A 26,839-nucleotide genomic window follows, 5' to 3' on the forward strand; every position below is an offset into this window, starting at 1 on the left:
TCCGATCTCGCTGCTACTGCCGCGTCTGTTGTCCCTGCTCCTGGCCTGCTGCCTGCTGGGTCCGGTGCAGGCGCAGCGCCTGGGCCTGCCGGATGCGCCGCTGCGCAGCGCCGGCGAGCGGGCCACCGGCGCGCAGCTGGCGGTGTCGAACTGGAACCGCGAGGACCTGCGCGAATGGTGGGCGGCGTTGCGCGCGATGGACGGCACCCCGGGCCTGCTGCCCGCCCATCTGCAACCGCCCGAGCAGGACAGCGCCTGGGTGCCGGTGCGCCTGCCCGATGTGCGCAAGCGCGAGGCCGGCGCGCGCCTGGCCGACGAGCAGCGCTTCCAGATGCGCTGGTACCGGCTGCGCTATGCGCCGCCCGAGGGGCGCTGGCCGACCAGCGTGGCGCTCTACATGCCGCGTCTGGTGGGCATGGCCGCGGCGGTGCTGGTGCGCACCGAGGAGGGCTGGCGCCCGGTGTTCGACAACCAGAGCGGCGCGCGCGAGCAATGGGTGCGGCCGCTGTGGGCGGTGTTTCCCGGCGCCTTCACCGAGCTGCAGCAGGAACGTGCGATCGAGGTGGTCGTCGCGGTGCCGGTGCTGAAGGACAGCTTCTTCGCCGTTTCCAGCGCCTGGCTGGGCGCGCGCGAGGACCTGGAGCCGCTCTACGACACGCGCTGGGCGCTGCAGATCGGCGTGCCCCAGGCCACCGGACTGCTGCTGGTGGTGCTGGGCCTGTTCGCCTTCACCCTGTGGCTGCAGCGGCGCGAGGAGCCGGCCTATCTGCTGTTCGCGCTGGCCTCGGTGGCCTGGCTGGTGCGCAATCTGCATTACCACCTCGACCTGCCCGGCACGCGGCTGGGGCTGGAATGGTTCTGGTGGGCGACGCATGCCTCGATGTCCTGGGTCATGCTGCTGACCTTTCTGTTCGCGCTGCGCTTCGCGCAGGGGCGCTTCCCGCGCTTCGAGCGCCTGCTGGCGGTGTTTGTCGTGCTCAGCAGCGTGCTGACCATGCCGCTCTGGATCGATGTGATGGACCCGCTGGTGCTGCAGCACATGGTCAATGCGGTGGTGGGGCTGATCGGCACGGTGTTCGTCGGCGTGGTGGCGCTGCGCGAGGGCAGCCGCGAGCTGCGCCTGATCGCCTTCTGCCTGCTGCTGGGCCTGGCGCTCGGCATTCACGATCTGGGCCTGCTGGCCGGCTGGGGCTGGAGCGAGCATATCTACCTGATGCCCTTCGCCACCTTGGTGATCGTGGCCAGCTTCCTCTATGCGGTGCAGCAGCGCTTCCTCGGAGCGCTCCGGCAGGTGGAGCAGGCCAATGGCCAATTGGGCCAGCGCCTGGCCGAGCAGGGCGCGCAGCTGCAGGCCCAGCATGACCGGCTCTCGGAGGCGGAGCGCCAGCAGGCGCTGCTGCTGGAGCGCCAGCGCCTGATGCAGGACATGCACGACGGCCTCGGCAGCTCGCTGCTCTCGGCCATGGTGGCGGTCGAGCAGGGCAGCATGGGCCAGGAGCAGGTGGTGGAGGTGCTGCGCGAATGCGTGGACGATCTGCGCCTGGTGATCGATTCGCTGGAGCCGGTGGGCCACGACCTGGTGTCCCTGCTGGCGACGATGCGCTACCGCCTGGGCAAGCGCCTGCAGGCCGGCGGCCTGATGCTGGAATGGGACGTGCAAGACCTGCCCCCGCTGGAGTGGCTGGAGCCGCCCGACGCGCTGCATGTGCTGCGCCTGCTGCAGGAGGCGCTGAACAATGTGCTCAAGCATGCGCGCGCCTCGCGCGTGCGCATCGCCACGCGCGACCTCGGACACAAGGTCGAGATCCGCGTCGAGGACGACGGCCTGGGCTTCGATCTCGACACCGCGCAGAAGGGCCGCGGCCTGCGCAGCCAGCAAAAGCGCGCCCATCGCCTGGGCGGCAGCGTCCATGTGGACAGCCGACCGGGCCATGGCACCCAGCTCAGCCTGCGCCTGCCGGTGCGGCGGCGCGAGTCCGGCGAGACCCCGGCCCAGCAGAGCTCAGGGTAATCACCGACAATAGCGGCATGCTGCAACAACGAACGCTCAAGTCGCTGACGCGCGCCGTCGGCGTCGGCATCCACAGCGGTCAGAAGGTCGAGCTGACCCTGCGTCCGGCCGCGCCCAACACCGGCATCGTGTTTCGTCGCGTCGACCTGAACCATCCGGTGGACATCCCGGTGCGCGTCGACACCGTCTGCGACACGCGCATGGCCACCACGATCAGCCCCGGCGGCGATCCCGGCGGCCCCAGGGTGCAGACCATCGAGCATCTGCTGTCGGCCTGCGCGGGCCTGGGTCTGGACAATCTCTATGTCGACATCAGCGCCGACGAGGTGCCGATCCTCGACGGTTCGGCCGCCAGCTATGTGTTCCTGCTGCAGAGCGCCGGCATCGAGCTGCAGAACGCGCCGAAGAAGTTCCTGCGCGTCAAGAAGACCGTCGAGGTGCGCCAGGGCGAGGGCAAGCGCCTGATGTGGGCCAAGCTGGAGCCGCACCATGGCTACACCCTGAGCTTCCAGATCGAGTTCGACAACCCGGCGGTGTCGGCGACCGGCCAGCATTTCGTGTTCGACATGGGCTCGGGCCAGTACAAGAAGCAGATCGCGCGCGCCCGCACCTTCGGCATGACCAGCGACATCGAGCTGATGCGTTCGCGCGGCCTGACCCTGGGCGGCTCGATGGACAACGCCATCGTCGTCGACGATTACCGCGTGCTGAACGCCGACGGGCTGCGCTACGACGACGAGTTCGTCAAGCACAAGATCCTCGACGCGATCGGCGACATGCATGTGGCGGGCCATCCGCTGCTGGCCGCCTACACCTCGTTCAAGGGCGGCCATGCGCTGAACAACAAGCTGCTGCGCGCGCTGCTGGCCGACGAGACGGCCTGGGAAATCGTCAGCTTCGAGGACGAGAAGGAAGCCCCCGCCGGCTTCGCGGAGCTGGCGCCGGCCTGGTGAGGCGGCGGCGGGCTTCAGGTAAGCCCCAGGGCGGCGTGCCGGACCCGCGGGCTAGGATGGGCCGGACCCATCCCGCCCGCCGCGCCGCACGATGCATTCAGACGCTCCCGAACCGGAATCCCCGCCTATCGATGAGCCTACCCGGGTCCCGCTGGCGCTGGAGGACTGGGCCACGGTGATCATCATGGGTCTCTTGGCCTGCATCACCTTCGCCAATGTGCTGGTGCGCTACTTCACCGATGCCTCCTTCGCCTGGACCGAGGAGGTGTCGATCTTCCTGATGATCCTGCTGGTGCTGGTGGCCGGCTCGGCCGCGGTGGCGCGCGACCGGCATATCCGCATCGAGTTCTTCCTGGAGCGCGGCCCGGCCGCGCGCCGCCGCCGCCTGGCCCGGCTGGGCGCCCTGGTGGTGGCCCTGGTGTTCGGGCTGATCGCGCTGCTCAGCGTGCGCGTCGTCTGGGACGACTACCGCTTCGGCGAGACCTCGCCGGGCATCGGCGTGCCGCAGTGGTGGTATTCGATCTGGCTGCCCCTGGTGTCGCTGGCCATCGCGCTGCGCGCGCTGGGCCTGCTGATGCGCCGCCGCGAGCCCGGTGCATGATCGCGGCCCTGCTGTTCGCGGCCTTCGTGGTGCTGATGCTGGCCGGTGTGCCGATCGGCGCAGCCATGGGTCTGGCCGGCGCGGCCTGCATCGCGCTGGCCAATGCCGAGGTGCAGTGGTTCGGCCTGCTGGCCGTGCCGCAGAATTTCTATGCCGGCCTGGGCAAGTACCCGCTGCTGGCGATCCCGATGTTCGTGCTGGTGGGCAGCATCTTCGACCGCTCGGGCGTGGCCTCGCGCCTGGTGAACTTCGCGATCGCCATCGTCGGCCGCGGGCCCGGCATGCTGCCGCTGGTGGCGATCGGCGTGGCGATGTTCCTGGGCGGCATCTCGGGCTCGGGCCCGGCCACCGCGGCGGCGGTCGGCGGCGTGATGCTGGCCGCGATGGCGCGCGCGGGCTATCCGGCGGCCTATTCGGCCAGCGTGGTCGGCGCCGCGGCGGCCACCGACATCCTGATCCCGCCCTCGATCGCCTTCATCGTCTACTCGGTGCTGGTGCCCGGGGCCTCGGTGCCGGCGCTGTTCGCGGCCGGCGTGGTGCCGGGCGTACTGGTGGGCTTCGCGCTGATGGCGCCGGCGGTCTGGCTGGCGCGCCGCCACGGCATGGGCAAGCTGGAGGCCGGCCTGCCGCGTCCGCCGTTCTGGCGCAGCCTGCGTGAGGCGAGCTGGGGCCTGATCGCGCCGGTGCTGATACTCGGCGGCATGCGCGCGGGCTGGTTCACGCCCACCGAGGCGGCGGTCGTCGCGGTGTTCTACGGCCTGTTCGTCGGCATGGCGGTGCACCGCACGATCGGGCCGCGCGACCTGTTCGAGATCCTGCGCGAGTCGGGCGAGCTGTCGGCGGTGATCCTGCTCGTGGTGTCGTTGGCGGGCATCTTCGCCTTCTCGCTCTCGACGCTGGGCGTGATCGATCCGCTGACCCGCGCCATCACCGGCGCGGGCCTGGGCGAGTACGGCGTGCTCGCCGCGATCGTGCTGCTGCTGATCGTCGTCGGCATGTTCCTGGACGGCATCTCGATCTTCCTGATCTTCGTGCCGCTCTTGTGGCCCATCGTCCAGCATTTCCGCTGGGACCCGGTATGGTTCGGCGTGCTCTTGACCCTGCTGGTGGCGCTGGGCCAGTTCACGCCGCCGATGGCGGTGAACCTGATGGTGGCCTGCCGCATCGCCCGGGTCGGCATGGACCAGACGGTGGTCTGGGTGCGCTGGCTGGTGCTGGCCATGCTGCTGGTGATCGTGGCCGTGATCGTCTGGCCGGCGCTGGCGCTGTGGCTGCCGGCCAGGCTGGGATACTGAACGAAGCGACAACATATCTACAAGCAGGAGACCCGACCGATGCAGACCTTCCGCCGCTCCCTTCTTGCCTCGCTGGCCCTGGCCGCGGCCGCGGCCCTGAGCCTCGGTACCCCGGCCGCCCAGGCCCAGGGGACCTACAAGAGCGAATACCGCATGTCCCTGGTGCTGGGCACGGCCTTCCCCTGGGGCAAGGGCGGCGAGATCTGGGCCAATCTCGTGCGCGAGCGCACGCAGGGCCGCATCAACATCAAGCTCTACCCCGGCGTCTCGCTGATCCAGGGCGACCAGACGCGCGAGTTCAGCGCGCTGCGCCAGGGCGTGATCGACCTGGCCGTCGGCTCGACCATCAACTGGTCGCCCCAGGTCAAGCAACTGAACCTGTTTTCGCTGCCCTTCCTGATGCCCGACTACGCGGCGATCGACGTGCTGACCCAGGGCGAGGTGGGCAGGGAGATCTTCGCGACCCTGGACAAGGCCGGCGTCGTGCCGCTGGCCTGGGGCGAGAACGGCTACCGCGAACTGAGCAACAGCAAGCGCGCGGTGAAGACGCCCGAGGACCTGAAGGGCCTGAAGATCCGCGTCGTCGGCTCGCCGCTGTTCCTCGACACCTTCACGGCCCTGGGCGCGAATCCCACGCAGATGAGCTGGGCCGATGCCCAGCCCGCCTTCGCCAGCGGCGCGGTGGACGGCCAGGAAAACCCGCTGGCCATCTTCACCGCGGCCAAACTGCACAGCGTGGCGCAGAAGCACATCACGATGTGGGGCTATGTGGCCGACCCGCTGATCTTCGTGGTCAACAAGGAGGTCTGGGCCTCCTGGACCCCGGCCGACCAGGCCATCGTGCGCCAGGCCGCCCTCGACGCCGGCCAGCAGCAGATCGCGATCGCGCGCAAGGGCCTGGTGGAGCCGGGCCAGCCGCTGCTGAAGGATATCGCCGGCCTCGGCGTCACCGTCACGCAGCCGAGCGCCGCCGAGCGCGAGGCCTTCGTCAAGGCCACGCGTTCGGTGTACAACAAATGGAAACCGCAGATCGGCGTCGAGCTGGTCGCCAAGGCCGAGAAGGCGATCGCGGCCCGCAAGCGCTGACGCCGCCGCTCGGCATAGCCCCTCGGACCCTCCGATACAGGAAAGCGAGATCCCGTGCTGATCTTCCGCCTCGTCGTCGGCCTGCTGCTGTTCGCGGGCATCCTCTGCTTCGCGATGTACATCGGCACGCGCCAGCCCGTCTGGCGCCACCGCGGCATCGTGATCATCAAGTGGACGGTGATCGCCGCTTTAGGCTTCTTCGCGGTGCTGATCCTGGAGCGGCTGGCGCCGATGCTCTGAGCGAACCGTCGTTACGACGCCTGTTCGCCGCCGGTCGGCGGCGGCGACGGCCGTACCGAGATCCCGTACAGCGCCAGCAGGCCCACCATATGCCCGATGGAAACGCCCGGTTCGCCGGCCTCGATGCGGGCGATCGTCTGCACATGGACGCCCAGGCGGGCCGCCGCGGCGGCCTGGCCTTCACCCGCGCTCAGGCGGGCCTGCTTGGCGGTGGCGCCCAGGTCCCTGATGGACCGGAGCGCGTTGTCGTCGATGTCTGCGGAAATTCGTTTGCCTTGAGCCATCGGGATATTGTGGCGCGGCGGCAGCCCGTGGGGTGCCGGTCGCTCAGGCGGTGCCATCCACGAGCGGCAGCGGCGCGTCGGGATGGACCAGACCGGCAGCGCGCAACTCGCGCCAGAAGTCGGCCGGCACCTTCTCGTTCAGCGCGGCCCGGTCTTCGGCGAGGCGCCCCGGCTGGCTGGCGCCGGGAATGACCGCGGCCACCGCGGGGTGCGCCAGCGCGAACTGCAGGCCCGCGGCCTTCATGCCGATGCCATGACGGTCGGCCAGTGCCTTGATGCGGGCGATCTTGTCGCGCATCGCGGGCTGGATCGGCGCGTACTCGAAGTTAGGTCCGCCGACCAGCGCACCCGAGCTGTAGGGGCCGCCCACGACGATGGACAGGTCGCGCTCCAGCACCTTGGGCATCACGCGCTGCAGCGCGCGCTGATGGTCCAGCAGGGTGTAGCGGCCGGCCAGCAGGAAGCCGTCCGGGCGAGGCCCCTCCAGGTCCAGCAGCAGCTCGATCGGCTCCACCCGGTTGACGCCCAGGCCCCAGGCCTTGATCACGCCCTCGTCGCGCAGCCGGTCCAGGGTTTTGAAGGCGCCCTTGCGCGCGCTCTCGAACACCGAGAGCCATTCGTCGCCATAGAAGTCCTGCGCGACGTCGTGCACCCAGACGATGTCCAGGCGGTCGGTCTGCAGGCGCTTCAGGCTGTCCTCGATCGAGCGCAGCGTGGCATCGGCCGAGTAGTCGTTGACGATCTTGTTGGGCCGGCCATGCTTGAACACATCGCCCTTCTCGCCGAGGTCGCGGGCGCTGACGTCCTCGACCTCGTCGAGAATCAGGCGGCCGACCTTGGTGGCGACGACATAGTCCTCGCGCGGCTTGGCCGCCAGCGCCTCGCCCATGCGCAGCTCGGCCAGGCCGGCGCCGTAGAAGGGCGCGTTGTCGAAGAAGCGGATGCCGTCGTTCCAGGCGGCGTCCACCGTGGCGCGGGCTTCCGCCTCGGGGATGTCGCGAAACATATTGCCCAGCGGGGCGGTGCCGAAGCCCAGCTTGCCGGGCAGAAGGTCCTTGATGAGTGCCATGCTTGAGACTCCAGAGCTGGATGGGGAAGGGCAGCTTACGCGGCCCGCGGCAGCGTGAACCGGGTATAGCCCTCGGCGTCGCCGCCGAAATAGGCCGAGAAGGGCGCGTCGAACAGCGGCGCATTGACGCGCAGGCGCGCCACCAGGTCCGGGTTGCCGATGAAATGCCGGCCGAAGGCGACCATATCGGCCTGGCCCGAGGCCGTGGCGTCCAGCGCGCGCTGGCGGTCGTAGCCGTTGTTGGCGATGTAGGCGCCGCCGCCGAAGGCCGCGCGCAGGGCCTGGTTGTCGAAGCCGCCGCCATTCTCGTTGTCATTGCCATGCATCTGGCCCTCGACCACATGCAGATAGGCCAGGCCCATCGCGCCGAGCCGGCGGGCGAGATAGGCATGCGTTTCCATCGGCGTGCTGTCCAGCGGCGTGTCGCCGATCGCGGTGGACAGCGGCGACAGGCGCAGGCCCACGCGATCGGCGCCCCAGACGCCGGCGACCGCCTCGACCACCTCCAGGGTCAGCCGGGCGCGGTTCTCGATCGAGCCGCCATATTGATCCTGGCGGCGGTTGGTGCTGTCGCGCAGGAACTGCTCCAGCAGATAGCCGTTGGCCGCATGCACCTCGACGCCATCGAAGCCGGCGGCCTTGGCGCGGATCGCGGCCTGGCGGTAGTCCTCGACGATGCCGGCGATCTCATGAGTCTCCAGCGCGCGCGGCATCGACGGCGGCTCGAAACCGGCCTCGGTGAAGACGCTGCCGCCGGCCTGCAGCGCGCTGGGCGCGACCGGCGCGGCGCCGTCCTCCTGCAGGCTGACATGGGACATGCGGCCGACATGCCAGAGCTGCATCACGATCTTGCCGCCGCCGGCGGCGTGCACCGCGTCGGTGACCTTCTTCCAGGCTTGCACCTGGGCGTCGGTATAGATGCCGGGCGTGTAGGCATAGCCGCGGCCCTGGCGCGAGATGTTGGTGGCCTCGCTGATGATCAGGCCGGCGGCGGCGCGCTGGCGGTAGTACTCGATGGCCAGCGGCGAGGGCAGGCCGTCCATGCCGCCGCGCGAGCGGGTCAGCGGGGCCATTGCGATGCGGTTCTTGACGTCGATGGCGCCCAGGCGGGCGGGGGTGAACAGGGCTTCGGTGGACATGGCGGCTTCCTTTCGGTGTTCGCGAGAACGCGGGATCTGTTTCGGATGAGGCAGAGTTTGGGTGCGGTGCAGCAATTCATCCAATTTATTTATTGAATTTAAGATATATATCAAGCAATATGACTGGATGCGCTACGACCTGAACCTGCTGCCCGTCTTCCTGGCGCTGATGGAGGAGCGCAGCGTGACGCGCGCGGCCGAGCGGCTGGGCATCACGCAGCCCGCGCTGTCGAATGCGCTGACGCGCCTGCGCGCGCTGCTGCTGGACCCGCTGTTCACCCGCGCGCGCTACGGCATGCAGCCGACGCCCAAGGCGCTGGAGCTTGCGCCGGCGATCGCGGCGGCGCTGGCCGGCCTGGACGGGGTGGTCCTCGGTCAGCAGGACTTCGATCCGGCGAAGGCGACCCAGCTGATCACGATCGCGCCCAACAGCTATGTCGAGTTCGTGCTGGTGCCGGCCATCGTGGCGCGGCTGCGCGAGCGCGCGCCGGGCATCAGCCTGCGGCTCACCCCCTATGGCACGGACCTGGCCGAGACCGGCGTGATCTCAGGCTCGACGGCCCTGGTGCTGGGCCGCATCGTCGCCCCGCCGGACCAGCTGATCGTGCAGCATCTGATGGACGACGGCCTGGCGTGCATCGTGCGCGCCGACCATCCGCAGATCGGCGAGAAGATCACGCGCAAGCAGTTCGAGCAGCTCAAGCATGTGAACATGCTGCCGCCCGGCCGCCTGCGCGTCGGCCTGTTCCAGGCGCTGGAGCGCCAGGGGCTGAGGCGCGAGGTGGCGGTCTCGGTGACGCATTTCCTGGCGATCCCGGAAGTGGTCGCGGTGACGGACTACTGCGCGACCCTGCCCCGGCTGATCTGCCGCCGCCTGGCCCGGGACGCGCGCCTGAAGATCCTGCCGACGCCGGCCGAGCTTGGCAGCTTCCCGGTGGAAATGGCCTGGCATGTGCGCTACCGCCAGGATCCGGCGCACCGCTGGTTGCGCTCCCTGATCGCCGAGGTGGCGAGCGAGCTGGGTGGCTAGGCCAGGGTCACGGGACTTCGGCCGTCTTCGGCGTCCGCGCGGCGCGCAATTTCGCGTATCGCAGGAGTCCGACCTTGAAGCCGATCAGCATGGGGGCGGCGATGACGAAGAGCAAGGCGATGGCGTTGAACGCGGTGTCGAAGGCAATCACGACGGACTGACCGGTGACGGTGCGGCCGAGCAGGCTTGTCGAGGTCGCGGTGGCGACCGCCGCATCCAGCCCTTTCGACGCGAGCATCGCCGCGGTCGTCGTCAGACGTTCGCCGACGGCGGGGACGCCTGCGCTGATGTGCGCCCCCAGCACCGCGATATTGGCGGCGGTCTCATGGTCGATCAAGGTCTGCAGCCCGGCGACCCCCATCAGCCCGCCGAGCTGGCGGCCGGTGTTGAAAAGACCGATGCCGGAAGCGAGATGGTGGTCGGGCAGGCTGCTAAAGGCGACCAGGGTGATCGACAGGAAGAGGAAGCCAAGGCCCAGGCCGCGCAACAGGACGGCGGCCATCATGTCGCTCGCGCCGCTGTCGCCGCTCGACCCGGACAGCATCCACATCGACACCATGATCATCAGGATGCCCAAGGGCACCGTGGCGATCGGAGGAACGCGGCGGGCTTGCATCAGGAATGCGCTCAGCAGCAGCGACCCGATGAACAATGCACTGCTTGGCAGCAGGAGCTCGCCGGCGGCGGTGGGCGTGAAGGCAAGGCGGGACACGGCAAATGCCGGGATCAGGAACGCGGTCCCGAACAAGGCGGCGCCGGCCACCAGACTGACGACGGAGGCGAACGAGAAGTCGTCCGACCGGAACAGCGAAAAGTCGAGCAGGGCCTTAGGTCCGGCCAGCACCTGCCGGCCGAGGAAGGCCAGCAAGGCGGCAGCGCCGATCAGGGTCAGCCACAAGATGCGAGCTTCCTCGAACCAGTTCCAGCGACTGCCTTGGCTGAGGACGTAGGTGAAGCACAGGAGTGCGGTGGCGAGGAGCGGGACGCCGATCCAGTCGAAGGGGCGGCGTGCGGTCTCGAGGGGCGTCGGACCGTCCGCCAGCAGCAGCAGCCCGGCGGCCGCCAAGGCCAGCGGGACGATGCAGAGGAAGATCCAGGTCCACGACAGATGGTCGAGCAGCCACCCGCCGAGCGCCGGCGTGAGCGTCGCCGGGGCAACGACCGCGCCGATCGCGAACAGCGCCTGAAGGGTCGGTTGGAGACGCCGCGCAAAGACCAGAAAGATGATCGTCTGGCCCGCGACCAGCAGGGTGCCGCCGGCCAGGCCCTGCACGGCCCGCAGCGCGACCAGCAGGTCCAGGCGGGTCGTCAGCGCGGCGCTCAGGCAGGCCGCGCCCATGACGAGGGTGGAGCCGAGGATCAGGCCGCGCGGCCGGATGCGTGTCATCAGCCACGGGGCAAGCATGAACCCCAGCAGTTTCAGCGCGGTATAGGCGATGTCCAGCCAGGCCAGCTCGTCCGGCGTGGCCTGGGTATCGCCGGCGATGTCGGCGCGCGCCAGCGCCAGGACGGTGCCGGCGATCGCCTCGGTCAAGGCGGCACTGATGATGGCCGCCAGCAGCAGGGCGCCTGCCGCTGGCGTGGGCGATCTGGAGGCGGCCGCCGTCATGACCGGCTCGCTGCGACGATCTGGACCCGGGCCGACAGGCCCGGCGCCAGCTGACGAGGCAAGGACGTGGTGCCGACGAACCTGATCTTCACGGGAACGCGCTGGACGACGCGAACGAAGTTGCCGGTGGCATTGTCCGAGGGCAGCAGGCTGAAGGTGGAACCGCTGGCAGGCGCAAAGCTGTCCACGACGCCGTCGAACCTCTGGTCGGGCAGTCCGTCGATCGTGATCCTCGCGCGCTGACCCGGGCGGACATGCTCGAGCTGGGTCTCCTTGAAGTTCGCCACGACCCACAGATCTTTCGCGGGGACGATGTCCAGCAGGGCAACACCGGGGGCGACCAGGCGGCCGACGCGGATCTGACGGTTGCCGACAATGCCGCCGACCGGTGCCCTGACGACCGTGTTCTCAAGATCGATCTGGGCGAGATCGTAGGCGGCCTGTGCCTGCTCCACCGCGGCCAGGGCCGCGGTCCGCTGGGTGGCCAGCACGGCGATCCGCTGCCGCTGCGCCGCCACCATCGCCGCTGCGGCCGAGACGCCCGACTCGGCCCTCGATTGCGCCGCATCGCTTTCATCGAGCTGGGCGTGGCTGACGAAGCCAACGCTGACCAGGTGACGCCGACGATCCAAGGCCTTGGTCGCCAGGGTCATCTCCGCCAGGTTCGATTGCCGTTGCGCTTCGGCCTGGCGGATCAGGGCCTGCTGCAGCGGTGTCTCGGCATCGACGCTGGTGAGGCGGGCCCGGGCGGCTTCGACATTGGCCGCGGCTTGCGCCAGGCGTGCGCGGAAGTCCCGGTCGTCAATCCTGAACAGCACGTCGCCCGCCCGGATGGCCTGGTTGTCCTCGACCTCCACGGCCGTGATGTAGCCCGCGACCTTGGGGGCGAGCGAGGTCACATCGCCGCGGACATAGGCGTTGTCGGTCGACGGCTCGTCACCCGAACGGGCCATGGCCCATCCGGCGGCGACGGCGACCACGGCGCCCAGGCACAGCAGCAGGCCGATGGCCTTTTTCCTGTCGAGCCGTGCCACGACTAGCGCTCCGCTCGGGCCGTCGACTGCCCGAGCCAGTCCTCGAACCGGGTCGCGCCGAGGCGCGGATCGGCCCCGGGGGTGAGCGTCTGGTCGGTGAGGAGGCCGCCGAAGTAGCGCGCGCGGACGTCCGCCACGACCCGGTGCGTTTGCTTCGTGCCGCGCAGGAAGCGGCGGACCAGCTCGTCGAGCGGCATGGCCTCGGGGCCGGCGACTTCGAGCGTGCCGTTGACCGGCGCTGCCAGCGCGACATCGGTGAGCGCCAGCGCCACGTCCTGCGACGCGATCGGCTGGATCAGCGCCGGTGACAGGCGTACCTCCTCGCCGACCGTGGCCGCCTGGGCAATGCCGCCGACAAACTCGAAGAACTGCGTGGCACGCAGGATGGTATAGGGCACGGCGGAGGCCTTGATCAGGGCTTCCTGCGCGACCTTCGCCCGGAAGTAGCCGCTTTCCGGCAGCCGTTCGGTGCCGACGATCGACAGCGCGACATGGTGGCGCACGCCGGCCGCCACTTCGGCGGCCAGCAGGTTGCGACTCGAGGTTTCGAAGAATTCGAGCACGGCCTGGTCTTCCCATACCGGCGCGTTCGCCACATCGACGACGACATCGGCGCCGTCGAGCGCCTTGGCCAGGCCCTCGCGGGTGATGGTGTTGACGCCCGTGTTGGGAGCCGCCGCGAGCGCGTCGTGGCCGCGCTCGCGCAGGTTGGCGACCAGCTTCGTTCCGATGAGGCCGGTGCCTCCGATGACAACAATCTTCATGGCTTCTCTCCGATTGCCCCGACCGCAACCCTTGCCGTCGGCGTGCATGAAGATTGCCGGAGCGGGCCCAGAAAGTCCTTGCCGGCACCCTGGATCGGTCTTCAGGAAGGCTTGGTTTTTCGTCCAAACCCTGTTCGATCGGGACGGGATCTCCCGCCGGGCCTTGCCGTACCATCGACGCACGGAAATGCCGTGCCGCTTGCCCCGCCGGGCAGCCGTTTGACAAAGGGATGCCGAGGTGCAGTTCAAATTTGGAGACTATGTGCTCGACCCGGAGCGCCGCGAGCTGTCGCGTCGTGCGGAAGTCGTGCCGGTCGGGCCGCAGGTCTTCGACCTGCTGCTGCATCTCGTCAGCCACCGCGACCGGGTCGTCAGCAAGGACGAGCTGCTGCAGACGGTCTGGAGCGGCCGGGTCGTCTCGGAATCGACGATCACCAGCCACATCAACGCGGTTCGCAAGGCCATCGGCGACACCGGCGAGCATCAGCATCTGGTCCGCACGGTCGCCCGCAAGGGGTTCCGCTTCGTCGGCGAGATCGAGGCCGCGCAACGGCCCGGCGCATCGGAGCTCCACGAGGGCATGGGTGACCAGCGCGACCCGCCGCCCGCGCCCCTGCTGCCGGGCAAGCCCTCCATTGCCGTCCTGCCCTTCCACAACCTGAGCGGTGATCCGGAGCAGGAGTACTTCGCCGACGGCGTGGTGGAGGACATCATCGCGGCGCTGTCGCGCATGCGCTGGCTGTTCGTGATCGCGCGCAACTCGAGCTTCACCTACAAGGGCCGGGTGGTGGACGTGAAGGAGGTGGGTCGCGAGCTTGACGTGCGCTATCTGCTGGAAGGCAGCGTGCGCAAGACCGGCAGCAGGGTGCGCATCACCGGGCAGCTGATCGACGCCACGACCGGGATGCATCTCTGGGCGGAGCGTTTCGAGGGCATGCTGGACGACCTCTTCGAGCTGCAGGACCGGATGGCGGAGAGCGTCGTCGGCGCGATCGCGCCGCAGCTCGAACGGGCGGAAATCGAGCGCGCCAAGCGCAAGCCGACGGAAAGCCTGGACGCCTACGACTATTACCTGCGCGGCGTCGCGAAGCTGCACAGCGGCACCCGCGAATCCATCGAGGCGGCGCTGCCCTTGTTCCGCCGGGCGACCGAACTCGATCCGGAGTTCGCATCGGCCTACGGCATGGCGGCCTGGTGCCATTTCTGGCGCAAGGTGAATGGCTGGACCAGCGATCGCCCCTGGGAGATCGCCGAGGGCGCCCGCTTGGCGCGGCTCGCGGTGGAGCTCGGCCGGGACGACGCCGTGGCGCTCACGCGCGGCGGCCATGCACTCGGGCATCTCGCCGGCGACCTCGATGTCGGCATCGCCCTGCTCGACAGGGCCGTGCTGCTCAATCCGAACCTTGCCTCCGCATGGTTTCTGGGCGGGTTCCTGCGCGCCTTGCACGGTGAATCCGATGCCGCGATCGAGCATTTGACGCATGCCATCCGCCTGAGCCCGCTGGATCCGGAACTGTTCAGGATGCAGGCCGGCATGGCGCTGGCGCATTTCCTGGCGGGCCGCTTCGATGCCGCGGCGGCCTGGGCCGAGCAAGCCCTGGGCAATCTGCCCAGCTTCCTCGCCGCGGCCTGCCTGGTGGCGGCGAGTCAGGCGCTCGCCGGACGAACGGACAAGGCGTGCCAGGCGATGCAGCGCATACGCGCGCTCGACCCGTCGCTGCGACTGTCCAATCTCGAGGGCTGGCTGCCGATCCATCGACCGGAAGACCTGGCGCGACTCGCCGATGGACTGCGGCTGGCCGGCCTGCCCGAGTGACGACGGCACGATGGGCGCTCGACCCGCGTGCACCGGTCACTCGATGGCGGCGTCGTCATCGGCCGAATTTGGCCGGGGCCGTGAATTCAGCCCGGCCCCACGCCCGTATCCAGCGCCTGCAGCTGCACCAGCCGCTGATAGATGCCGCCCTCATGCCGCATCAGCGTCTCGTGCGTGCCGCGCTCGGCCAGGTGGCCGTGGTTCAGCACCACGATCTGGTCGGCCGCGCGGATGGTGGAGAGCCGGTGCGCGATCGCGACCACGGTGACCCGGCCGCGCAGGGCCTCCAGGGCCTCGCTGATCACGCGCTCGGTGGCGCTGTCGATGTTGGAGGTGGCCTCGTCGAGGAACAGCAGGGTCGGGGCGCCGGCCAGCGCGCGGGCCATCGCGATCAGCTGCTTCTGGCCGGTGGAGACCCTCGCGCCGCCCTCGCCCAGCGGAGTGTCGTAGCCCTGCGGCAGCCCGGCCAGGAACTCGTGGATGCGGGCGGCCTTGGCGGCGTCGATCAGATCCTCCTCGGTGATGTCGGCGCGGCCCATCGCGATGTTCTCGCGCGCGCTGGCGGCCATCAGATAGGGCTCCTGCGGCACCAGGCCGACCCGGTCGCGGAAGGTGGCGTCGGGAATGGCGGCCAGCGGCTGGCCGTCGATCTCGATGCGGCCGGACTGCGGCGCATAAAAGCGCAGCAGCAGCGACAGCAGGGTGGACTTGCCGCTGCCGGTATGGCCGACGATGCCGACGAAGCTGCCGGCCGCGAAGCTGAGGCTCAGGTCGTGCAGCACCGGATGCGCCGGGTCGTAGCCGAAGCTCAGGGAATCGATCGTGATGTGGCCATGGCCGATGCGGTGCTGCGCGTTGGTCGGGGGCACGCTCTGCGTTTCCTGCAGCAGGGTGCGCACGCGCGCGGCCGCCACCATGGCCTGCTGCAGCTGGCCGAACTGCAGCGTGATCTGGATCAGCGGCTCCACCACGCGGGCGATATAGCCCAGGAAGGCGTAGAGCAGGCCCACCTCCAGCGCGGCGGTCCCGATGCCCGTCGCCAGACTCGGCTGGCGCTGGCCGAAACCGTAGATCAGGCCCACCACCAGCAGCACGTTCAGCAGGTCCAGCGCCGGGCGCAGCAGCCAGGCATTGGCGCGCAGCTCGTCCATGCGGGCCTTCAGCTGGCGCTGGTTGGTTCCGCCGAAGCGCTCGGCGAAGCGCGGCGCGGCGCCGGCCGCCTGCAGCACGGCCATGCCGGCCATGCTCTCGGCCATCTGGGCATTGATGTCGCTGCGCAGCTGGCGCGAGCGCGCCACCGCGGCGCCTGAGAGGCGCTGGTAGAGCGTGATGATGATCAGCATCGCCGGCACCAGGGTGGCGACGATCAGCATCAGGCGCCAGTCCAGCCAGGCCATCGCGATCATCGAACCGAGCACGACGATGCTGGAGTCCAGCATCACGTAGAGCACCTGGCGGTAGAGCTGGTTCACCGCCTCGGTGTCGTTGGTGACGCGGCTGACCAGCTGGCCGGTGATGGCCTTGTCGAAGAAGGCCATCGGCAGGGCCAGCACATGGGCATAGACGCGCTCGCGCAGCCTCAGGACCGAGCGCCGCGCCACGCCGGCCATGCGCGCCAGCTGGGCATAGCGGATCCAGCTGGCGGCCCAGCCCGACAGCAGCAGCGCGGCCAGCAGGCCGGCCATGGCCGTGACGTCGAAGCTGCGCGGCAAGAGGTAATGGTCGATGAAGAACTTGCCGATGATCGGTCCCAGCGCCTCCAGGCCGGCGGCCAGCACCAGCCACAGCACGCCGCGCCACAGCTCGGGCTTCTCGCCCCGCGCCGACTCCAGCAGCAGGCCGACCGAGCGCCAGGGCTTCTCTTGCGTGTCGGTATCAGGGTTCGTCACGTGGCACTCTCGTTGCAAACGTCGGGTCTCGACCCAGCGGAGCCCGAGGATCCGGCCTGGCCGGTCCTGCGGGCTCGCCCCCTTGAGGGGGCCGGCGCAGCCGGTAGGGGGTGGGCGTCAAGCCGCATCGAGGCTGGCCTCCAGTTGCTGGTAACGCCACTGGGTGGCGTACCAGCCCTCTTGTGCGAGCAGGGTTTCGTGATTGCCGCGCTCGGTGATGTGGCCCTTGCGCAGCACCACGATCTGGTCGGCTTCCATCACCGCGCTGAGGCGGTGGCTGACGATGATCACGCAGCGTTCGGGTCGCTCGCGGCGCAGCTCGCGCAGGTGTTCGAGGATCAGGGTCTCGGTGCCGGTGTCGACGGCCGACAGCGCGTCGTCCAGCAGCAGAATGGACGCGTCGCTGAGCAGGGCGCGGGCGATCGCGACTCTCTGGCGCTGGCCGCCCGACAGGGTCACGCCGCGCTCGCCGACCAGGGTGTCGTAGCGCTGCGGCAGGCGCTGGATGTCCTCGTGCACCGCGGCCAGCCCGGCGGCCCATTGCACCTGCGCGCGCGTCGCGTCGGGCCGGGCCAGCGCGATGTTGTCGGCGATCGAGGCCGAGAACAGGAAGGGCTCCTGCGGCACCCAGGCGATGGCCCGGCGCAGCGATGGCAATTCGAACTCGGGCAAGGCCTGGCCCCCGATCGCGATGCGGCCCGCCGTCGGCTCGAACTGGCGCAGCAGCAGGCGCAGCAGCGTGGACTTGCCGGCGCCGGTGGGGCCGACCAGGCCCAGGGTCTGGCCGGGCGCCAGGCGCAGGCTCACGGCCTCCACGGCCAGGCGCGGCGCGGCTTCCTCCTCGCCGGGGTAGGCGAAGGACAGGCGCTCGAACGCGATCTCGGCCCGCGCCGGCAGGGCCTGCCGCCCGTCGTCCGTCAGGGTCAGCGGCGCCTGCAGCACCGGCGCCAGCCGCCCCCAGGCCGCCCGGCCGCGCTCCAGCAGGGACAGCACCCAGCCGGCCGCGAACATCGGCCAGATCAACTGGCCCAGGTACATCGTGAACGAGGTCAGCTGGCCGATCGAGAGTTCCTGTTTCGCCACCAGCCAGCCGCCCAGGCCCAGCGCGATGGCCATGGCCGCGGTCAGGGTCATGCCGACGGCCGGCTCGTAGGCGGCCTCCCAGCGCTGCGCCTGGTAGCTGGCCTCGCCGGCGCCGTCGGCCAGCGCGGCGAACTGCCGGCTGCTGCGCGGCACGAGCCCCAGGGCGCGCAGGGTGCGCACGCCGGCCAGGCCCTCCTGCACATGCTGGTTCAGCAGCGAGAAACGGTCCAGCGAGCTTTTCCAGGCATGGTGCACATGGTCGGAGATGCGCCAGAAGGCCAGCGCCATCAGGGGGAAGGGCAAGAGCGCGGCCAGGCCCAGGCGCCAGTCCACGCCCAGGGTCATCATTGCCAGCACCAGCACCAGGGTCAGCGTGCCGTCGAAGGCCGCCAGCAGGGCCTCGCCGGCGGCCAGCTCCACGGCATCCACATCGTTGGTGGCCAGGGCCATCAGGTCGCCGGTGCGCTTGGCCTGGAAGAAGCCGGGGCCCTGCAGGGTCAGGCGCTGGTAGAGCTGGATGCGCAGCTGACGGCCCAGCTTGTAGGCCGCGCCAAAGAGGGCGATGCGCCAGCCCACCCGCATCAGATAGATCAGCAGGCCGGCCAGCAGCAGCAGGGCCAGCTCCCACAACAGGCCGCCGGTCTGCAGGCGCCCGGCGATCATGCCGTCCACCACCGCGCCGACCTGGCGCGGGATCCAGACGGTCAGCAGCGCGATGCCGGCCAGCATCAGGGCCGAGGCGGCATAGGCGGGCCAGTGCCGGCGCACGAAGCCGGCGATCAGCTGGGTCAGGGTCATGGGGCGGGCTGGGTCGGGGAGGGCCGATTGTGCCAAGAAGTGCCAAGAATCGCCTTAGCATCAAGGCTCAGGAGGTGATCGCCATGAGCGGACTAGCGGAGCGTATCGACGAGGCGCTGAACATCCACCCCGATCGCGCCGCGGAGGCCGCGGACCTGCTGCGCGCGGCGGCCCCGGCGCTGCCCGGGGCCGAGCCGGCGCAGCAGCAGGCCTGGCTGCGCGCGGCCGAGCATGTCCTGCTGGGTCATCTGGCCGATGGCGCCGGCCTGGCGGCCCTGCTGCCGGCGCTGCCCGCCGCCCAGACCCGGCGGGCCCAGGCGGCCATTGCGCTGGCGGCGGGCGCCGCGCCCGACTGGCAAGAGCTGGCCCCGGCCGAGCGCATCCGCGCCCATTACAACGCGGCCCTGGCACGCACGCGCGGCCGCGACTTCGCCGGGCTGGCGGCCCTGATGGATGCGGCCCAGGCCCTGGTCGCGGGCGATGCGGATGGCGCCAAGGCCTGGGCCGCAATGGCCAACAATGTGGCCGGCGATCTGCGCAGCTACTTCAGGGCCGGGGATGCCGAGGCGGCGCACGCCATGCTGGACGCCGCCCGCCGTGCCCGTGCCGCCTGGCAGCGCGCCGGCGGCTGGCTGGAGCTGGAGCGGGCCGACTGGCAGCTGGCCCTGTGCGCGGCGGCGGCCGGCGAGGGCGCGCTGGCGCTGCGCGCCGCGCAGGACTGCCTGGAGGTCTGCCAGGGCAACGAGGCCGGCGACTACGAGCATTGCTTCGCCTACCAGGCCCTGGGCCTGGCGGCGCTGGCCGCGGGCGACGCGGCGCTGGCGCGGCGCGCGCATGCGCAGATGGCCGAGCGCGTGCTCCTGCTGGAAGGGGACGAGCGCCTCTATGCCGACGGCTGTCTGGCGGCGCTGGAGGCCAGGCTGGACGGCTGAGGCTTGGAGACCAGCCACAGGCCGGCAAGGGTCAGCAGGCCGTTGATCAGCAGCAGCTCCAGGCCCAGCTCGTAGCCGCCGAACCAGCGCTGCCGGCTGTCCAGCAGCCAGCACAGCAGCGGCGCCGCCACGGCCACCGCCGGCACCCAGGCATCGCGCACCGCGCGCCGGCTCAGCATGCCGAAGGCGAACAGGCCCAGGAGCGGCCCGTAGGTGTAGCCCGCCAGTTTCAGGATCAGGCCGATCATGCTGGGGTCGTTGACCCACTTGAACCCCATCACCAGCAGCAGGAAGAGGGCCGCGAAGGCCAGGTGCACGCGCTTGCGCACCGCCAGCTTCCTGGCCTCGTCCCAGTCCTGGCGGCGCTGCAGGCCCAGCAGGTCGATGCAGAAGCTGGAGGTCAGGGCGGTGATCGCGCCGTCGGCGCTGGGGAACAGGGCCGAGATCAGCGCGATGATGAAGACCAGCTGCACCCAGGCCGGCAGATGGTTCAGCACCACCGCGGCAAACAGCTCGTCGCCCCTGGCCGTCAGCGCTTGCTGGGCCGCGAACAGCTGCAGGAGGCCGCCCAGGAACAGGAACAGCAGCACCACCGCGAGCATGATGGTGGCCAGCACCATCACGTTCTTCTGCGAATCGGCCAGGCGCTTGACCGAGATGTTCTTCTGCATCATCTCCTGGTCCATGCCGGTCATCGCGATCGCGATGAACATGCCCGCCAGGATCTGCTTGCCCCAGAACAGGCGGCTCAGCGGATCGCCGACGAAGACCTGGGACAGGCCGGTCTCGTTGAGGCGCACGAGGCTCTGGCCGAGTTCCAGGTCCAGCGCCCGCAGCAGATAGGCCACGCAGACGATCAGGCCCAGCAGCATGCCGCTGGTCTGCAGGGTGTCGGTCCAGACGATGGTCTTGACCCCGCCTTCGTAGGTGTAGGCCAGGATCATCAAGAGAATCACCAGCGCGGTCAGCCAGAAGGGCAGGCCGAAACCGTCGAGGATGGCCTCCTGCAGGATCTTCACGACCAGGTACAGGCGCGCGGTGGCGCCCAGGGTGCGCGAGAGGATGAAGAAGCCGGCGCCGGTCTGGTAGCTGCGCGGTCCCAGGCGCTGGCCCAGGTAGTCGTAGATCGAGGTCAGCCGCAGGCGGTAATAGAGCGGCAGCAGCACGAAGGCGATCACCGCATAGCCGAGAAACTGGCCCAGCACGATCTGGAAATAGCTGAAGGCCGAGGCGCCCACCGCGCCGGGCACGCTGATGAAGGTCACGCCCGACAGCGAGGTGCCCACCATGCCGAAGGCCACCAGGCCCCAGTTGCTGTTGCGGTTGCCGATGAAGAAGCTCTGGTTGTCGGCCGCGCGCGAACTCCACCAGGCCACGCCCAGCAGCAGCGTGAAATAGGCCAGCACGACGGTCAGCAGCAGCAGGGGGGACATGGCGATCAGGGGCGGGCACCGGAGGGCTGCCGATTATGGGCAGCCCTTCCGCGGCCGCGCATTCCGGTCCGTCGGGCGGGCATAACCGGTGAAAACCCGCAAGCGGCGCGATGGCCGGCGCGCGTGCCAGGGAAAACCCCGGGCCGATTGCAAATCGAGGCGACCGCGCCGGGGAGCGGCCGCCGTGCGATGCCCGCCCGGGGCGCGAGTGAGGAATCAATAACTTATCGGAGTATGTGCAACCGTTTGCGCATCTGCGCTGCATTTGCGTTTCATTTGCGCAAAATTTGCGGGTGTTGGCTGGGCCAATACCCGTTGTCCGGATATGGAGGAAGAATATCCAGCGCGCCCGGCACCCCGCATTCGCGGTGTCTCAAGCTGTCATACACAAACGCTAGCATGCTGTCGAAGCCGCTCTGGCGACCACCGCAAGCCCATGATTTCATGGGTTTTTTGATTCGGTTGGCGGGGCGGGGTGGTTCCTCCCTCGGTCCTTCCCATCATCTTTTGACCATGAAGCTAAAACCTCTTGTTTCCCTGCTGGCGGCAGTATTTGCGGCGCCGGCGGTATTGGCCTCGACCAGCGGCGTCGTGATCAGCCAGGTATATGGCGGAGGCGGCAATAACGGCGCCACGCTGACGCATGATTTCGTCGAGCATTTTCAATGCCGGCAACAACCCGGTGAGCCTGAATGGCTGGTCGGTGCAATATGCCTCCAGCGCCGGTACCTTCGGCACCTCCACCGGTTCCCTGACGCCGTTGCCCGACCACATGCTGCAGCCCGGGAAGTACTTCCTGATCCAGATGGCCAAGGGCAGCGGCGGCACCCAGGCCCTGCCCACGCCCGACCATAGCGGTGCCGCAGCGATGAGCGGCAGCGCCGGCAAGGTGGCCCTGGTTCCCGGTGTGGCGGCCCTGGCCGTCGCCAGCCCGAGCGCGGCCCAGGTCGTGGATGTGGTCAGCTTCGGCGAGGCGAGCACCGCCATCGAGGGCTCGCCGACGCCCGCGTTGAGCAACACGACGGCAGCGCTGCGCGCCGGCAAGGGCTGCACGGACAGCAACAACAACAATGCCGACTTTGGCGTCAGCGCTCCCGCCCCGCGCAATTCGGCCTCGGCGACAAACGTTTGCGACAGCGGTGGTGGTGGTGAAACCCCGCCGCCCGCCGGCTCCACGGTCGCGATCTACACGATCCAGGGCAGCGGCGCGCAGAGCCCCTACAAGGACCAGACCGTCACCACCACCGGTGTCGTGACCCATGTGGTGTCGACCGGCTTCTACATGCAGGACCGCCTGGGCGACGGCAACATGGCCAGCTCGGACGGCATCTTCGTCTACACCAATGCCGCCAACAGCGCCCAGCTCGGTCAGGAGCTGAGGGTCACGGCCAAGGTGGTCGAATTCATCGCCGGCGCCGGCAGCGCCGATGCGCAGGCCAACCCCATCACGGAGTTGAGCGCGCCGACCGCGATCACGGTGCTGAGTTCCGGCCATGCGATCACGCCCGTCGAGGTCGACCTGAGCACCCTGCCGGCCGGCGGCCTGGAAGCCTACGAGGGCATGCTGGTCACGCTGAAGGGCCCGCTGACCGTGCAGCAGAACTATTTCCTGGGCCGCTTCGGCCAGCTGACCATGGCGGCCGGCGGCCGCACCTGGCAGCCCACCAATCTGTACCGCCCCGGCACGCCCGAGGCGCTGGCGCTGGCGGCCGACAACGCGCGCCGCATGTTCATCCTGGACGACAACAGCTCGGTGCAGAACCCCAACCCGACGCCCTATATGGGCGAGGGCGACACGGTGCGGGCCGGCGACACGGCCGCCGCGCTGACCGGCGTGATCGATTTCGGCCTGGCCACCGCCACCGCCACCGGCGCCGCGATGTACAAGCTGCAGCCCACCGCGCCGGTGCTGTTCGAGCGCAGCAACCCGCGCACCACCGCCCCCACCGCGGTCGGCGGCAACTACAAGGTGGCCAGCGCCAATGTGCTGAACTACTTCACCACCTTCACCAACGGCCAGACCGCCGGCGGCCAGAGCGGCCAGGGCTGCACCTTGGGCACCTCCACCGCCGCCTCCAACTGCCGCGGCGCCAACAACCTGGCGGAGTTCCAGCGTCAGCAGGCCAAGCTGGTGGCCTCGCTGTCGGCCATCAACGCCGACGTGGTGGGCCTGATGGAGGTCCAGAACAACGGCGACGTGGCGGCGCAGAACCTGGTCGACGCGCTCAATGCCAAGCTGGGCCCGAACGTCTACAAGGTGGTGCCCAAGGGCGCGCTGAACACCGGCGACGACGCGATCCGCGTGGCGCTGATCTACAAGCCCGGCCGTCTGGCGCTGAACGGCGTGGCGCTGTCGGACACCCATGAGGTGAACAACCGCCCGACCTTCGCCCAGGGCTTCGCGGCACCCAACGGCGAGCGCTTCGCGGTGGCGGTCAACCACCTGAAGTCCAAGGGCAGCTGCCCCTCGGGCGGCGGCGCCGATGCCGACCAGGGCGACGGCCAGAGCTGCTGGAACGCCACCCGGGTCCAGCAGGCCGAGCGCCTGCGCGAGTTCCTGGGCCAGATCCGCACGAGCGCCGGCACCGACGACTTGATCCTGATCGGCGACCTGAACGCCCATGGCCAGGAAGACCCGCTGCACGCGCTGACCGGCGACGGCCTGATCGTCGACCATGTGGCGCGCTTCATGCCCGAGAACCATTCCTATGTGTTCGACGGCCTGGCCGGCCGCATGGACCATGGCCTGAGCACGGCCACGATGCAGCAGAAGATCGTCTCGGCCGCGCCCTGGCATGTCAATGCCGACGAGCCCACCATCATCGACTACAACCTGGAGTTCAAGCAGCCGGCCTGCGCCACCTGCGGCCCGGACTACTACGCGCCGACGCCCTACAAGTCCTCCGACCATGATCCCGTCGTGCTGGGCCTGAACCTGCTCAAGCAGATCGGCGGCACGGCCGGCCGCGACACCATCGTCGGCACGGCGGGCGACGATGTGATCGAGGGCGGTGCGGGTGCTGACACGCTGACCGGCGGTGCCGGCCGCGACCAGTTCGTCTACAGCAGCGTGCTGGATGGCGTCGACACCATCACCGACTTCACGCCGGGCGAGGATCGGCTGGTCTTCACCAGGCTGCTGGAGGTGACCGGCATCGGCAGCCCGGATCCGCTGGCCAGCGGCCATGTCAGCTGCACCAACTCCGCCGCCGGCGCGCTGGTGGGGGTCGACACCGACGGCAGTGCCGGCGCGCTGAAGGCCCGCACGATGGCCGTGCTCAAGGGCGTCAACTGCTCGGCACTGAACGCCGCCAGCTTCAAGTTCTGAATCAAGAAGGAAGACACAGCATGATCATCAAGATGCGTCACACCCTGCTGGCCGCCGCGCTGGCCCTGGCCGGCCTGAATGCCCAGGCCGCCGCCTACAGCTTCGCGGGTCGGCTCGACGACGGCCCGCTGGCCGGCCTGGGCTTCGGCGGCCAGTTCAGCTACGACGAACTGGCTCTGAGCGGTTCCGGCTACGAGTTCCTGGACCTGAGCGCCTGGACGCTCAATGTACTGGGCCAGAACTTCAGCTCGGCCACCACGCCGGCATCGCCGCAGGCCGCCTTCTGGGACGGCCGGTTCGTCGGCCTGAACGGCAGCTTCGCCTCCGGTGCCTATGAGGTGACCCTGGCCGACGGCGTGGTCGACTTCTCCGGCGCCTACCTGGGCTACCGGACCCCGGCCGGCGAGGGCTTCGGCTCCTACAGCGTCACCGCCGTGCCCGAACCCAGCAGCTGGCTGATGAGCCTGGCCGGCCTGGCCTCCATCGGCGCGATCGCGCGCCGCCGCAAGGCGGCCGACCTGGCTTGAGCCTGGTCGCGGTGCCATGTTCGACGGGGCCTTCGGGCCCCGTTTTCTATGGCTGCGCCTGCAGCTGCCGGTAGACCTGCTCGCCCAGTTGGGCCAGCCGCTGCGCCGGCAGCCGGCCGGTCAGCGCATAGCCCAGCCGCCCGTCCACCCAGTAGAAGCTGCGGCTGGCCTGCGCGCCCCGACCCTGCTCGGAGAAATGGAAGGCGGTGGGGGCGCCTTGTGCGGCGCCGACCACCGAGACATAGAGCGTCAACCGCTCGCTGCTCCATTCACCGTCCGTGCTCTCGTACATGAACTGCGCGCGCGCCTGCTCGGGCCCCGAGGCCTCGCCGGCCGGCAGCAGGCGCCCGCCCATCAGGCGCCAGCCTTCGCCCTCCAGATGCGGCACGCGCAGCGGCTGACCCAGGCGCTTGCTGAGCCATTGCACCAGATGCTCCTGCTGCTCGGCGCCGACCTCGACCGGGTGGCGCCGCTCCGGCAGGTAGACCGCATGGGCGATGCCGGCATCGCGCACGAAGCCCGGCACGAGGCCGGGTGCCGCGGCCGCGCGCTCGGCCGCGCCCGTCGGCGGCGCCAGCCAGGCGCGGCCGTTCCAGCCCAGGGCCAGGCCCAGGGCCAGCACGCAGACACCGGCCAGGGCCTGGACCCGGTAGCTGGGCGCGTTGGCGGCCAGGCGGCGTTCGCCGCGGCGCAGGCCCTGCAGCAGGGCCGTGGGCAGCGGTTCGTCCAGCAGCTCGGCATGCAGGGCCTGCAGGCCGGTGCGCTGGCTGCGCCAGTCCAGCACGCGTCGTGCATCGGCGGGGTGCTCCTGCAGCCAGGCGGCCACCTCGGCGGCCTCGGCCGCCTCCAGCAGCCCGTCGGCGAAGGCGTGCAGCCGGGCCTCGTCCATCATGCCGAATTCCTGCTTGCTCATCTTGTTGTCACTTCACCACGCGCAGCGGTGCCACTCGCGGCGCTTCACCATGCATCAGCTGGCGCAGCCGCTCGCGGGCGCGCGCCAGACGCGACATCACGGTGCCCAGCGGCACGTCCAGCACATCGGCGGCCTCCTGGTAGCTCAGTTCCTCGACGCAGACCAGCAGCAGCACCTCGCGCGCCGCGGCCGGCAGCGCGGCCAGCGCGCGCTCCAGGTCCAGGCGCAGCGGCAGGCTGGATTCCAGCTGGCCGCCATGCAGGGCGTCGTCGAACTCCTCGTGCGGATGGCGGCGTTCGTCGCGCAGCTGGTTCAGGAACACCCGGTGCATCAGGCTCAGCAGCCAGGCGCGCAGGGCCTGGGTCCGGTCCGGCCCGCCCAGCTCGGGGCGCCACAGCGCGGCCTTCAGCAGCGCGCGCTCCAGCGTGTCCTGCAGCAGATCGTCGGCGCGCGCCGCGTCGCCCGTCAGCAGCCGCGCATGGCGACGCAGCCGGGGCAGATGCGGCAGGGCCTCGTCGAGGATCATCGCGCCCGCGCGGTTCAGGGCCTGGCGGTCTTCCAGACCTGGTTGACGCCGTCGCCCGTGCGGTCGCCGGGCTTCTGGTCCTTGGCCCAGTAGTACAGCGGGCGGCCCTTGTAGGCCCATTGGCGGGCGCCGTCGTCGCGCATCACGATGCTCCAGTCGCCCTGGGCCTGGGCCTGGTCCTCGGCCTTGGCCGGCAGCGGCGGCCAGTTGGCGGCGCAGGGGCCGTTGCAGACGCTCTTGGCCGAGCCGGCGGTGTCGCGGTCGAAGGTGTAGAGCGTCATCTTGGCCGGGCCGACCAGGGCGCCATCCAGGGCCATGGCCGGGGCGGCGGGCTGCTGCTGCATGCCGGCGCAGGCGGCCAGCGTGCCGGCGATGGCGGCGATGGCGGTGCTTAGCGCGAGGCGCTTGAGAGTCGGGATCATGGGGGTCTCCAGTTGCGTACCCAGCGAGAACACCCGGCGCGGCCGCTTTATTCCAGC

The 26,839-nt window shown here is 69.9% G+C and carries 23 protein-coding genes; 11 read left to right on the top strand and 12 right to left on the bottom strand.

The genetic code is table 11. The features are described 5' to 3' along the window. Positions 1-28: 28 nt before the first annotated feature. The 6 genes from AC07OQ_RS09185 (at position 29) to AC07OQ_RS09210 (ending at position 6,186) form a co-directional block, all read left to right on the top strand. Positions 29-2,011, top strand: a complete 1,983-nt coding sequence (locus tag AC07OQ_RS09185) for a sensor histidine kinase (RefSeq protein WP_495052812.1) — start codon at positions 29-31, stop codon at positions 2,009-2,011. A gap of 17 nt (positions 2,012-2,028) precedes the next feature. After that, entirely contained in the window at positions 2,029-2,964 is a 936-nt protein-coding gene (gene lpxC / locus AC07OQ_RS09190; RefSeq protein WP_495052813.1) for a UDP-3-O-acyl-N-acetylglucosamine deacetylase, read from the top strand. Between the two features lie 91 nt (positions 2,965-3,055). Beyond that, positions 3,056-3,565: a TRAP transporter small permease gene (locus AC07OQ_RS09195; protein WP_495052814.1), complete on the top strand. Its 510-nt coding sequence runs from the start codon at positions 3,056-3,058 to the stop codon at positions 3,563-3,565. After that, a complete protein-coding gene (locus AC07OQ_RS09200; RefSeq protein ID WP_495052815.1) occupies positions 3,562-4,860 on the top strand; it encodes a TRAP transporter large permease in 1,299 nt (432 codons plus the stop codon). Before AC07OQ_RS09195 ends, AC07OQ_RS09200 begins: the two co-directional genes overlap by 4 nt. A 39-nt stretch (positions 4,861-4,899) precedes the next feature. After that, on the top strand, positions 4,900-5,946 hold the full coding sequence (locus AC07OQ_RS09205; protein WP_495052816.1) for a DctP family TRAP transporter solute-binding subunit: 1,047 nt from the start codon (positions 4,900-4,902) through the stop codon (positions 5,944-5,946). 54 nt (positions 5,947-6,000) lie between these two features. Then, positions 6,001-6,186, top strand: a complete 186-nt coding sequence (locus AC07OQ_RS09210; RefSeq protein ID WP_495052817.1) for a hypothetical protein — start codon at positions 6,001-6,003, stop codon at positions 6,184-6,186. A gap of 11 nt (positions 6,187-6,197) precedes the next feature. On the opposite strand, the gene AC07OQ_RS09215 is transcribed toward AC07OQ_RS09210, so the two are convergent. Genes AC07OQ_RS09215 through AC07OQ_RS09225 form a run of 3 tightly spaced genes read right to left on the bottom strand, consistent with a single transcriptional unit; the run spans position 6,198 to position 8,678 of the window. Further along, positions 6,198-6,470 (bottom strand): helix-turn-helix domain-containing protein, encoded by a 273-nt coding sequence (locus AC07OQ_RS09215; protein ID WP_495052818.1) that lies wholly within the window; start codon positions 6,468-6,470, stop codon positions 6,198-6,200. A 43-nt stretch (positions 6,471-6,513) separates the two neighbouring features. Beyond that, positions 6,514-7,539: an aldo/keto reductase gene (locus AC07OQ_RS09220; protein ID WP_495052819.1), complete on the bottom strand. Its 1,026-nt coding sequence runs from the start codon at positions 7,537-7,539 to the stop codon at positions 6,514-6,516. Positions 7,540-7,574: 35 nt separating this feature from the next. Beyond that, positions 7,575-8,678 carry an alkene reductase gene (locus tag AC07OQ_RS09225; RefSeq protein WP_495052820.1) on the bottom strand — a complete coding sequence of 368 codons (1,104 nt, stop codon included), beginning with the start codon at positions 8,676-8,678 and terminating at the stop codon, positions 7,575-7,577. A gap of 127 nt (positions 8,679-8,805) precedes the next feature. Between AC07OQ_RS09225 and AC07OQ_RS09230 the strand changes: the two genes are divergently transcribed. Then, on the top strand, positions 8,806-9,708 hold the full coding sequence (locus tag AC07OQ_RS09230; RefSeq protein ID WP_495052821.1) for a LysR family transcriptional regulator: 903 nt from the start codon (positions 8,806-8,808) through the stop codon (positions 9,706-9,708). Positions 9,709-9,715: 7 nt separating this feature from the next. Here AC07OQ_RS09230 and AC07OQ_RS09235 read toward each other — a convergent pair whose 3' ends face one another. The 3 genes from AC07OQ_RS09235 to AC07OQ_RS09245 are packed head-to-tail and all read right to left on the bottom strand — an operon-like array spanning position 9,716 to position 13,115. Continuing rightward, entirely contained in the window at positions 9,716-11,317 is a 1,602-nt protein-coding gene (locus AC07OQ_RS09235) for an MFS transporter (protein ID WP_495052822.1), read from the bottom strand. Then, positions 11,314-12,351 carry an HlyD family secretion protein gene (locus tag AC07OQ_RS09240; protein ID WP_495052823.1) on the bottom strand — a complete coding sequence of 346 codons (1,038 nt, stop codon included), beginning with the start codon at positions 12,349-12,351 and terminating at the stop codon, positions 11,314-11,316. Before AC07OQ_RS09240 ends, AC07OQ_RS09235 begins: the two co-directional genes overlap by 4 nt. 2 nt (positions 12,352-12,353) lie before the next feature. Continuing rightward, positions 12,354-13,115: an SDR family oxidoreductase gene (locus tag AC07OQ_RS09245; RefSeq protein WP_495052824.1), complete on the bottom strand. Its 762-nt coding sequence runs from the start codon at positions 13,113-13,115 to the stop codon at positions 12,354-12,356. Between the two features lie 238 nt (positions 13,116-13,353). On the opposite strand from AC07OQ_RS09245, the gene AC07OQ_RS09250 reads away from it, so the two are divergent. Next, complete coding sequence (locus AC07OQ_RS09250) at positions 13,354-14,931, top strand: winged helix-turn-helix domain-containing tetratricopeptide repeat protein (protein ID WP_495052825.1); 1,578 nt, start codon at positions 13,354-13,356, stop codon at positions 14,929-14,931. An 86-nt stretch (positions 14,932-15,017) separates the two neighbouring features. Here AC07OQ_RS09250 and AC07OQ_RS09255 read toward each other — a convergent pair whose 3' ends face one another. Together AC07OQ_RS09255 and AC07OQ_RS09260 are read right to left on the bottom strand one after the other, a co-directional pair. Continuing rightward, positions 15,018-16,820: an ABC transporter ATP-binding protein gene (locus AC07OQ_RS09255; RefSeq protein ID WP_495052826.1), complete on the bottom strand. Its 1,803-nt coding sequence runs from the start codon at positions 16,818-16,820 to the stop codon at positions 15,018-15,020. A 117-nt stretch (positions 16,821-16,937) separates the two neighbouring features. After that, positions 16,938-18,701: an ABC transporter ATP-binding protein gene (locus AC07OQ_RS09260; RefSeq protein ID WP_495052827.1), complete on the bottom strand. Its 1,764-nt coding sequence runs from the start codon at positions 18,699-18,701 to the stop codon at positions 16,938-16,940. A gap of 83 nt (positions 18,702-18,784) precedes the next feature. Here AC07OQ_RS09260 and AC07OQ_RS09265 point away from each other — a divergent pair, with 83 nt between their 5' ends. Continuing rightward, positions 18,785-19,633 (top strand): hypothetical protein, encoded by an 849-nt coding sequence (locus AC07OQ_RS09265; RefSeq protein ID WP_495052828.1) that lies wholly within the window; start codon positions 18,785-18,787, stop codon positions 19,631-19,633. Here the strand turns inward: AC07OQ_RS09265 and AC07OQ_RS09270 are convergent. Beyond that, complete coding sequence (locus tag AC07OQ_RS09270) at positions 19,585-21,066, bottom strand: sodium:solute symporter (protein WP_495052829.1); 1,482 nt, start codon at positions 21,064-21,066, stop codon at positions 19,585-19,587. The genes AC07OQ_RS09265 and AC07OQ_RS09270 overlap by 49 nt on opposite strands. A 643-nt stretch (positions 21,067-21,709) precedes the next feature. Here AC07OQ_RS09270 and AC07OQ_RS09275 point away from each other — a divergent pair. After that, a complete protein-coding gene (locus AC07OQ_RS09275) occupies positions 21,710-24,394 on the top strand; it encodes an ExeM/NucH family extracellular endonuclease (RefSeq protein ID WP_495052830.1) in 2,685 nt (894 codons plus the stop codon). Positions 24,395-24,414: 20 nt separating this feature from the next. Next, positions 24,415-24,921, top strand: coding sequence for a PEP-CTERM sorting domain-containing protein (locus AC07OQ_RS09280; protein WP_495052831.1), 507 nt, complete (start codon positions 24,415-24,417; stop codon positions 24,919-24,921). A 46-nt stretch (positions 24,922-24,967) separates the two neighbouring features. Here the strand turns inward: AC07OQ_RS09280 and AC07OQ_RS09285 are convergent, their stop codons facing one another. From AC07OQ_RS09285 to AC07OQ_RS09295, 3 genes are read right to left on the bottom strand one after another with little or no spacing between them, the layout of a single operon-like run. After that, positions 24,968-25,834, bottom strand: a complete 867-nt coding sequence (locus AC07OQ_RS09285) for an anti-sigma factor family protein (RefSeq protein ID WP_495052832.1) — start codon at positions 25,832-25,834, stop codon at positions 24,968-24,970. Positions 25,835-25,841: 7 nt separating this feature from the next. After that, complete coding sequence (locus AC07OQ_RS09290; protein ID WP_495052833.1) at positions 25,842-26,360, bottom strand: sigma-70 family RNA polymerase sigma factor; 519 nt, start codon at positions 26,358-26,360, stop codon at positions 25,842-25,844. 14 nt (positions 26,361-26,374) lie between these two features. Beyond that, positions 26,375-26,782: a COG4315 family predicted lipoprotein gene (locus tag AC07OQ_RS09295; protein WP_495052834.1), complete on the bottom strand. Its 408-nt coding sequence runs from the start codon at positions 26,780-26,782 to the stop codon at positions 26,375-26,377. Between the last annotated feature and the right edge of the window lie 57 nt (positions 26,783-26,839).

The organism is Roseateles sp. GW821-FHT09B06, assembly GCF_059418245.1.

Bases quoted from the DNA above. Each gene is read 5' to 3' on its own strand.
- AC07OQ_RS09295 (WP_495052834.1), bottom strand. From the start codon at position 26,782: ATGATCCCGACTCTCAAGCGCCTCGCGCTAAGCACCGCCATCGCCGCC.
- AC07OQ_RS09245 (WP_495052824.1), bottom strand. From the start codon at position 13,115: ATGAAGATTGTTGTCATCGGAGGCACCGGCCTCATCGGAACGAAGCTG.
- lpxC (WP_495052813.1), top strand. From the start codon at position 2,029: ATGCTGCAACAACGAACGCTCAAGTCGCTGACGCGCGCCGTCGGCGTC.
- AC07OQ_RS09285 (WP_495052832.1), bottom strand. From the start codon at position 25,834: ATGAGCAAGCAGGAATTCGGCATGATGGACGAGGCCCGGCTGCACGCC.
- AC07OQ_RS09195 (WP_495052814.1), top strand. From the start codon at position 3,056: ATGCATTCAGACGCTCCCGAACCGGAATCCCCGCCTATCGATGAGCCT.
- AC07OQ_RS09270 (WP_495052829.1), bottom strand. From the start codon at position 21,066: ATGTCCCCCCTGCTGCTGCTGACCGTCGTGCTGGCCTATTTCACGCTG.
- AC07OQ_RS09290 (WP_495052833.1), bottom strand. From the start codon at position 26,360: ATGATCCTCGACGAGGCCCTGCCGCATCTGCCCCGGCTGCGTCGCCAT.
- AC07OQ_RS09260 (WP_495052827.1), bottom strand. From the start codon at position 18,701: ATGACCCTGACCCAGCTGATCGCCGGCTTCGTGCGCCGGCACTGGCCC.
- AC07OQ_RS09220 (WP_495052819.1), bottom strand. From the start codon at position 7,539: ATGGCACTCATCAAGGACCTTCTGCCCGGCAAGCTGGGCTTCGGCACC.
- AC07OQ_RS09235 (WP_495052822.1), bottom strand. From the start codon at position 11,317: ATGACGGCGGCCGCCTCCAGATCGCCCACGCCAGCGGCAGGCGCCCTG.
- AC07OQ_RS09265 (WP_495052828.1), top strand. From the start codon at position 18,785: ATGAGCGGACTAGCGGAGCGTATCGACGAGGCGCTGAACATCCACCCC.
- AC07OQ_RS09200 (WP_495052815.1), top strand. From the start codon at position 3,562: ATGATCGCGGCCCTGCTGTTCGCGGCCTTCGTGGTGCTGATGCTGGCC.
- AC07OQ_RS09230 (WP_495052821.1), top strand. From the start codon at position 8,806: ATGCGCTACGACCTGAACCTGCTGCCCGTCTTCCTGGCGCTGATGGAG.
- AC07OQ_RS09205 (WP_495052816.1), top strand. From the start codon at position 4,900: ATGCAGACCTTCCGCCGCTCCCTTCTTGCCTCGCTGGCCCTGGCCGCG.
- AC07OQ_RS09280 (WP_495052831.1), top strand. From the start codon at position 24,415: ATGATCATCAAGATGCGTCACACCCTGCTGGCCGCCGCGCTGGCCCTG.
- AC07OQ_RS09225 (WP_495052820.1), bottom strand. From the start codon at position 8,678: ATGTCCACCGAAGCCCTGTTCACCCCCGCCCGCCTGGGCGCCATCGAC.
- AC07OQ_RS09215 (WP_495052818.1), bottom strand. From the start codon at position 6,470: ATGGCTCAAGGCAAACGAATTTCCGCAGACATCGACGACAACGCGCTC.
- AC07OQ_RS09275 (WP_495052830.1), top strand. From the start codon at position 21,710: ATGATTTCGTCGAGCATTTTCAATGCCGGCAACAACCCGGTGAGCCTG.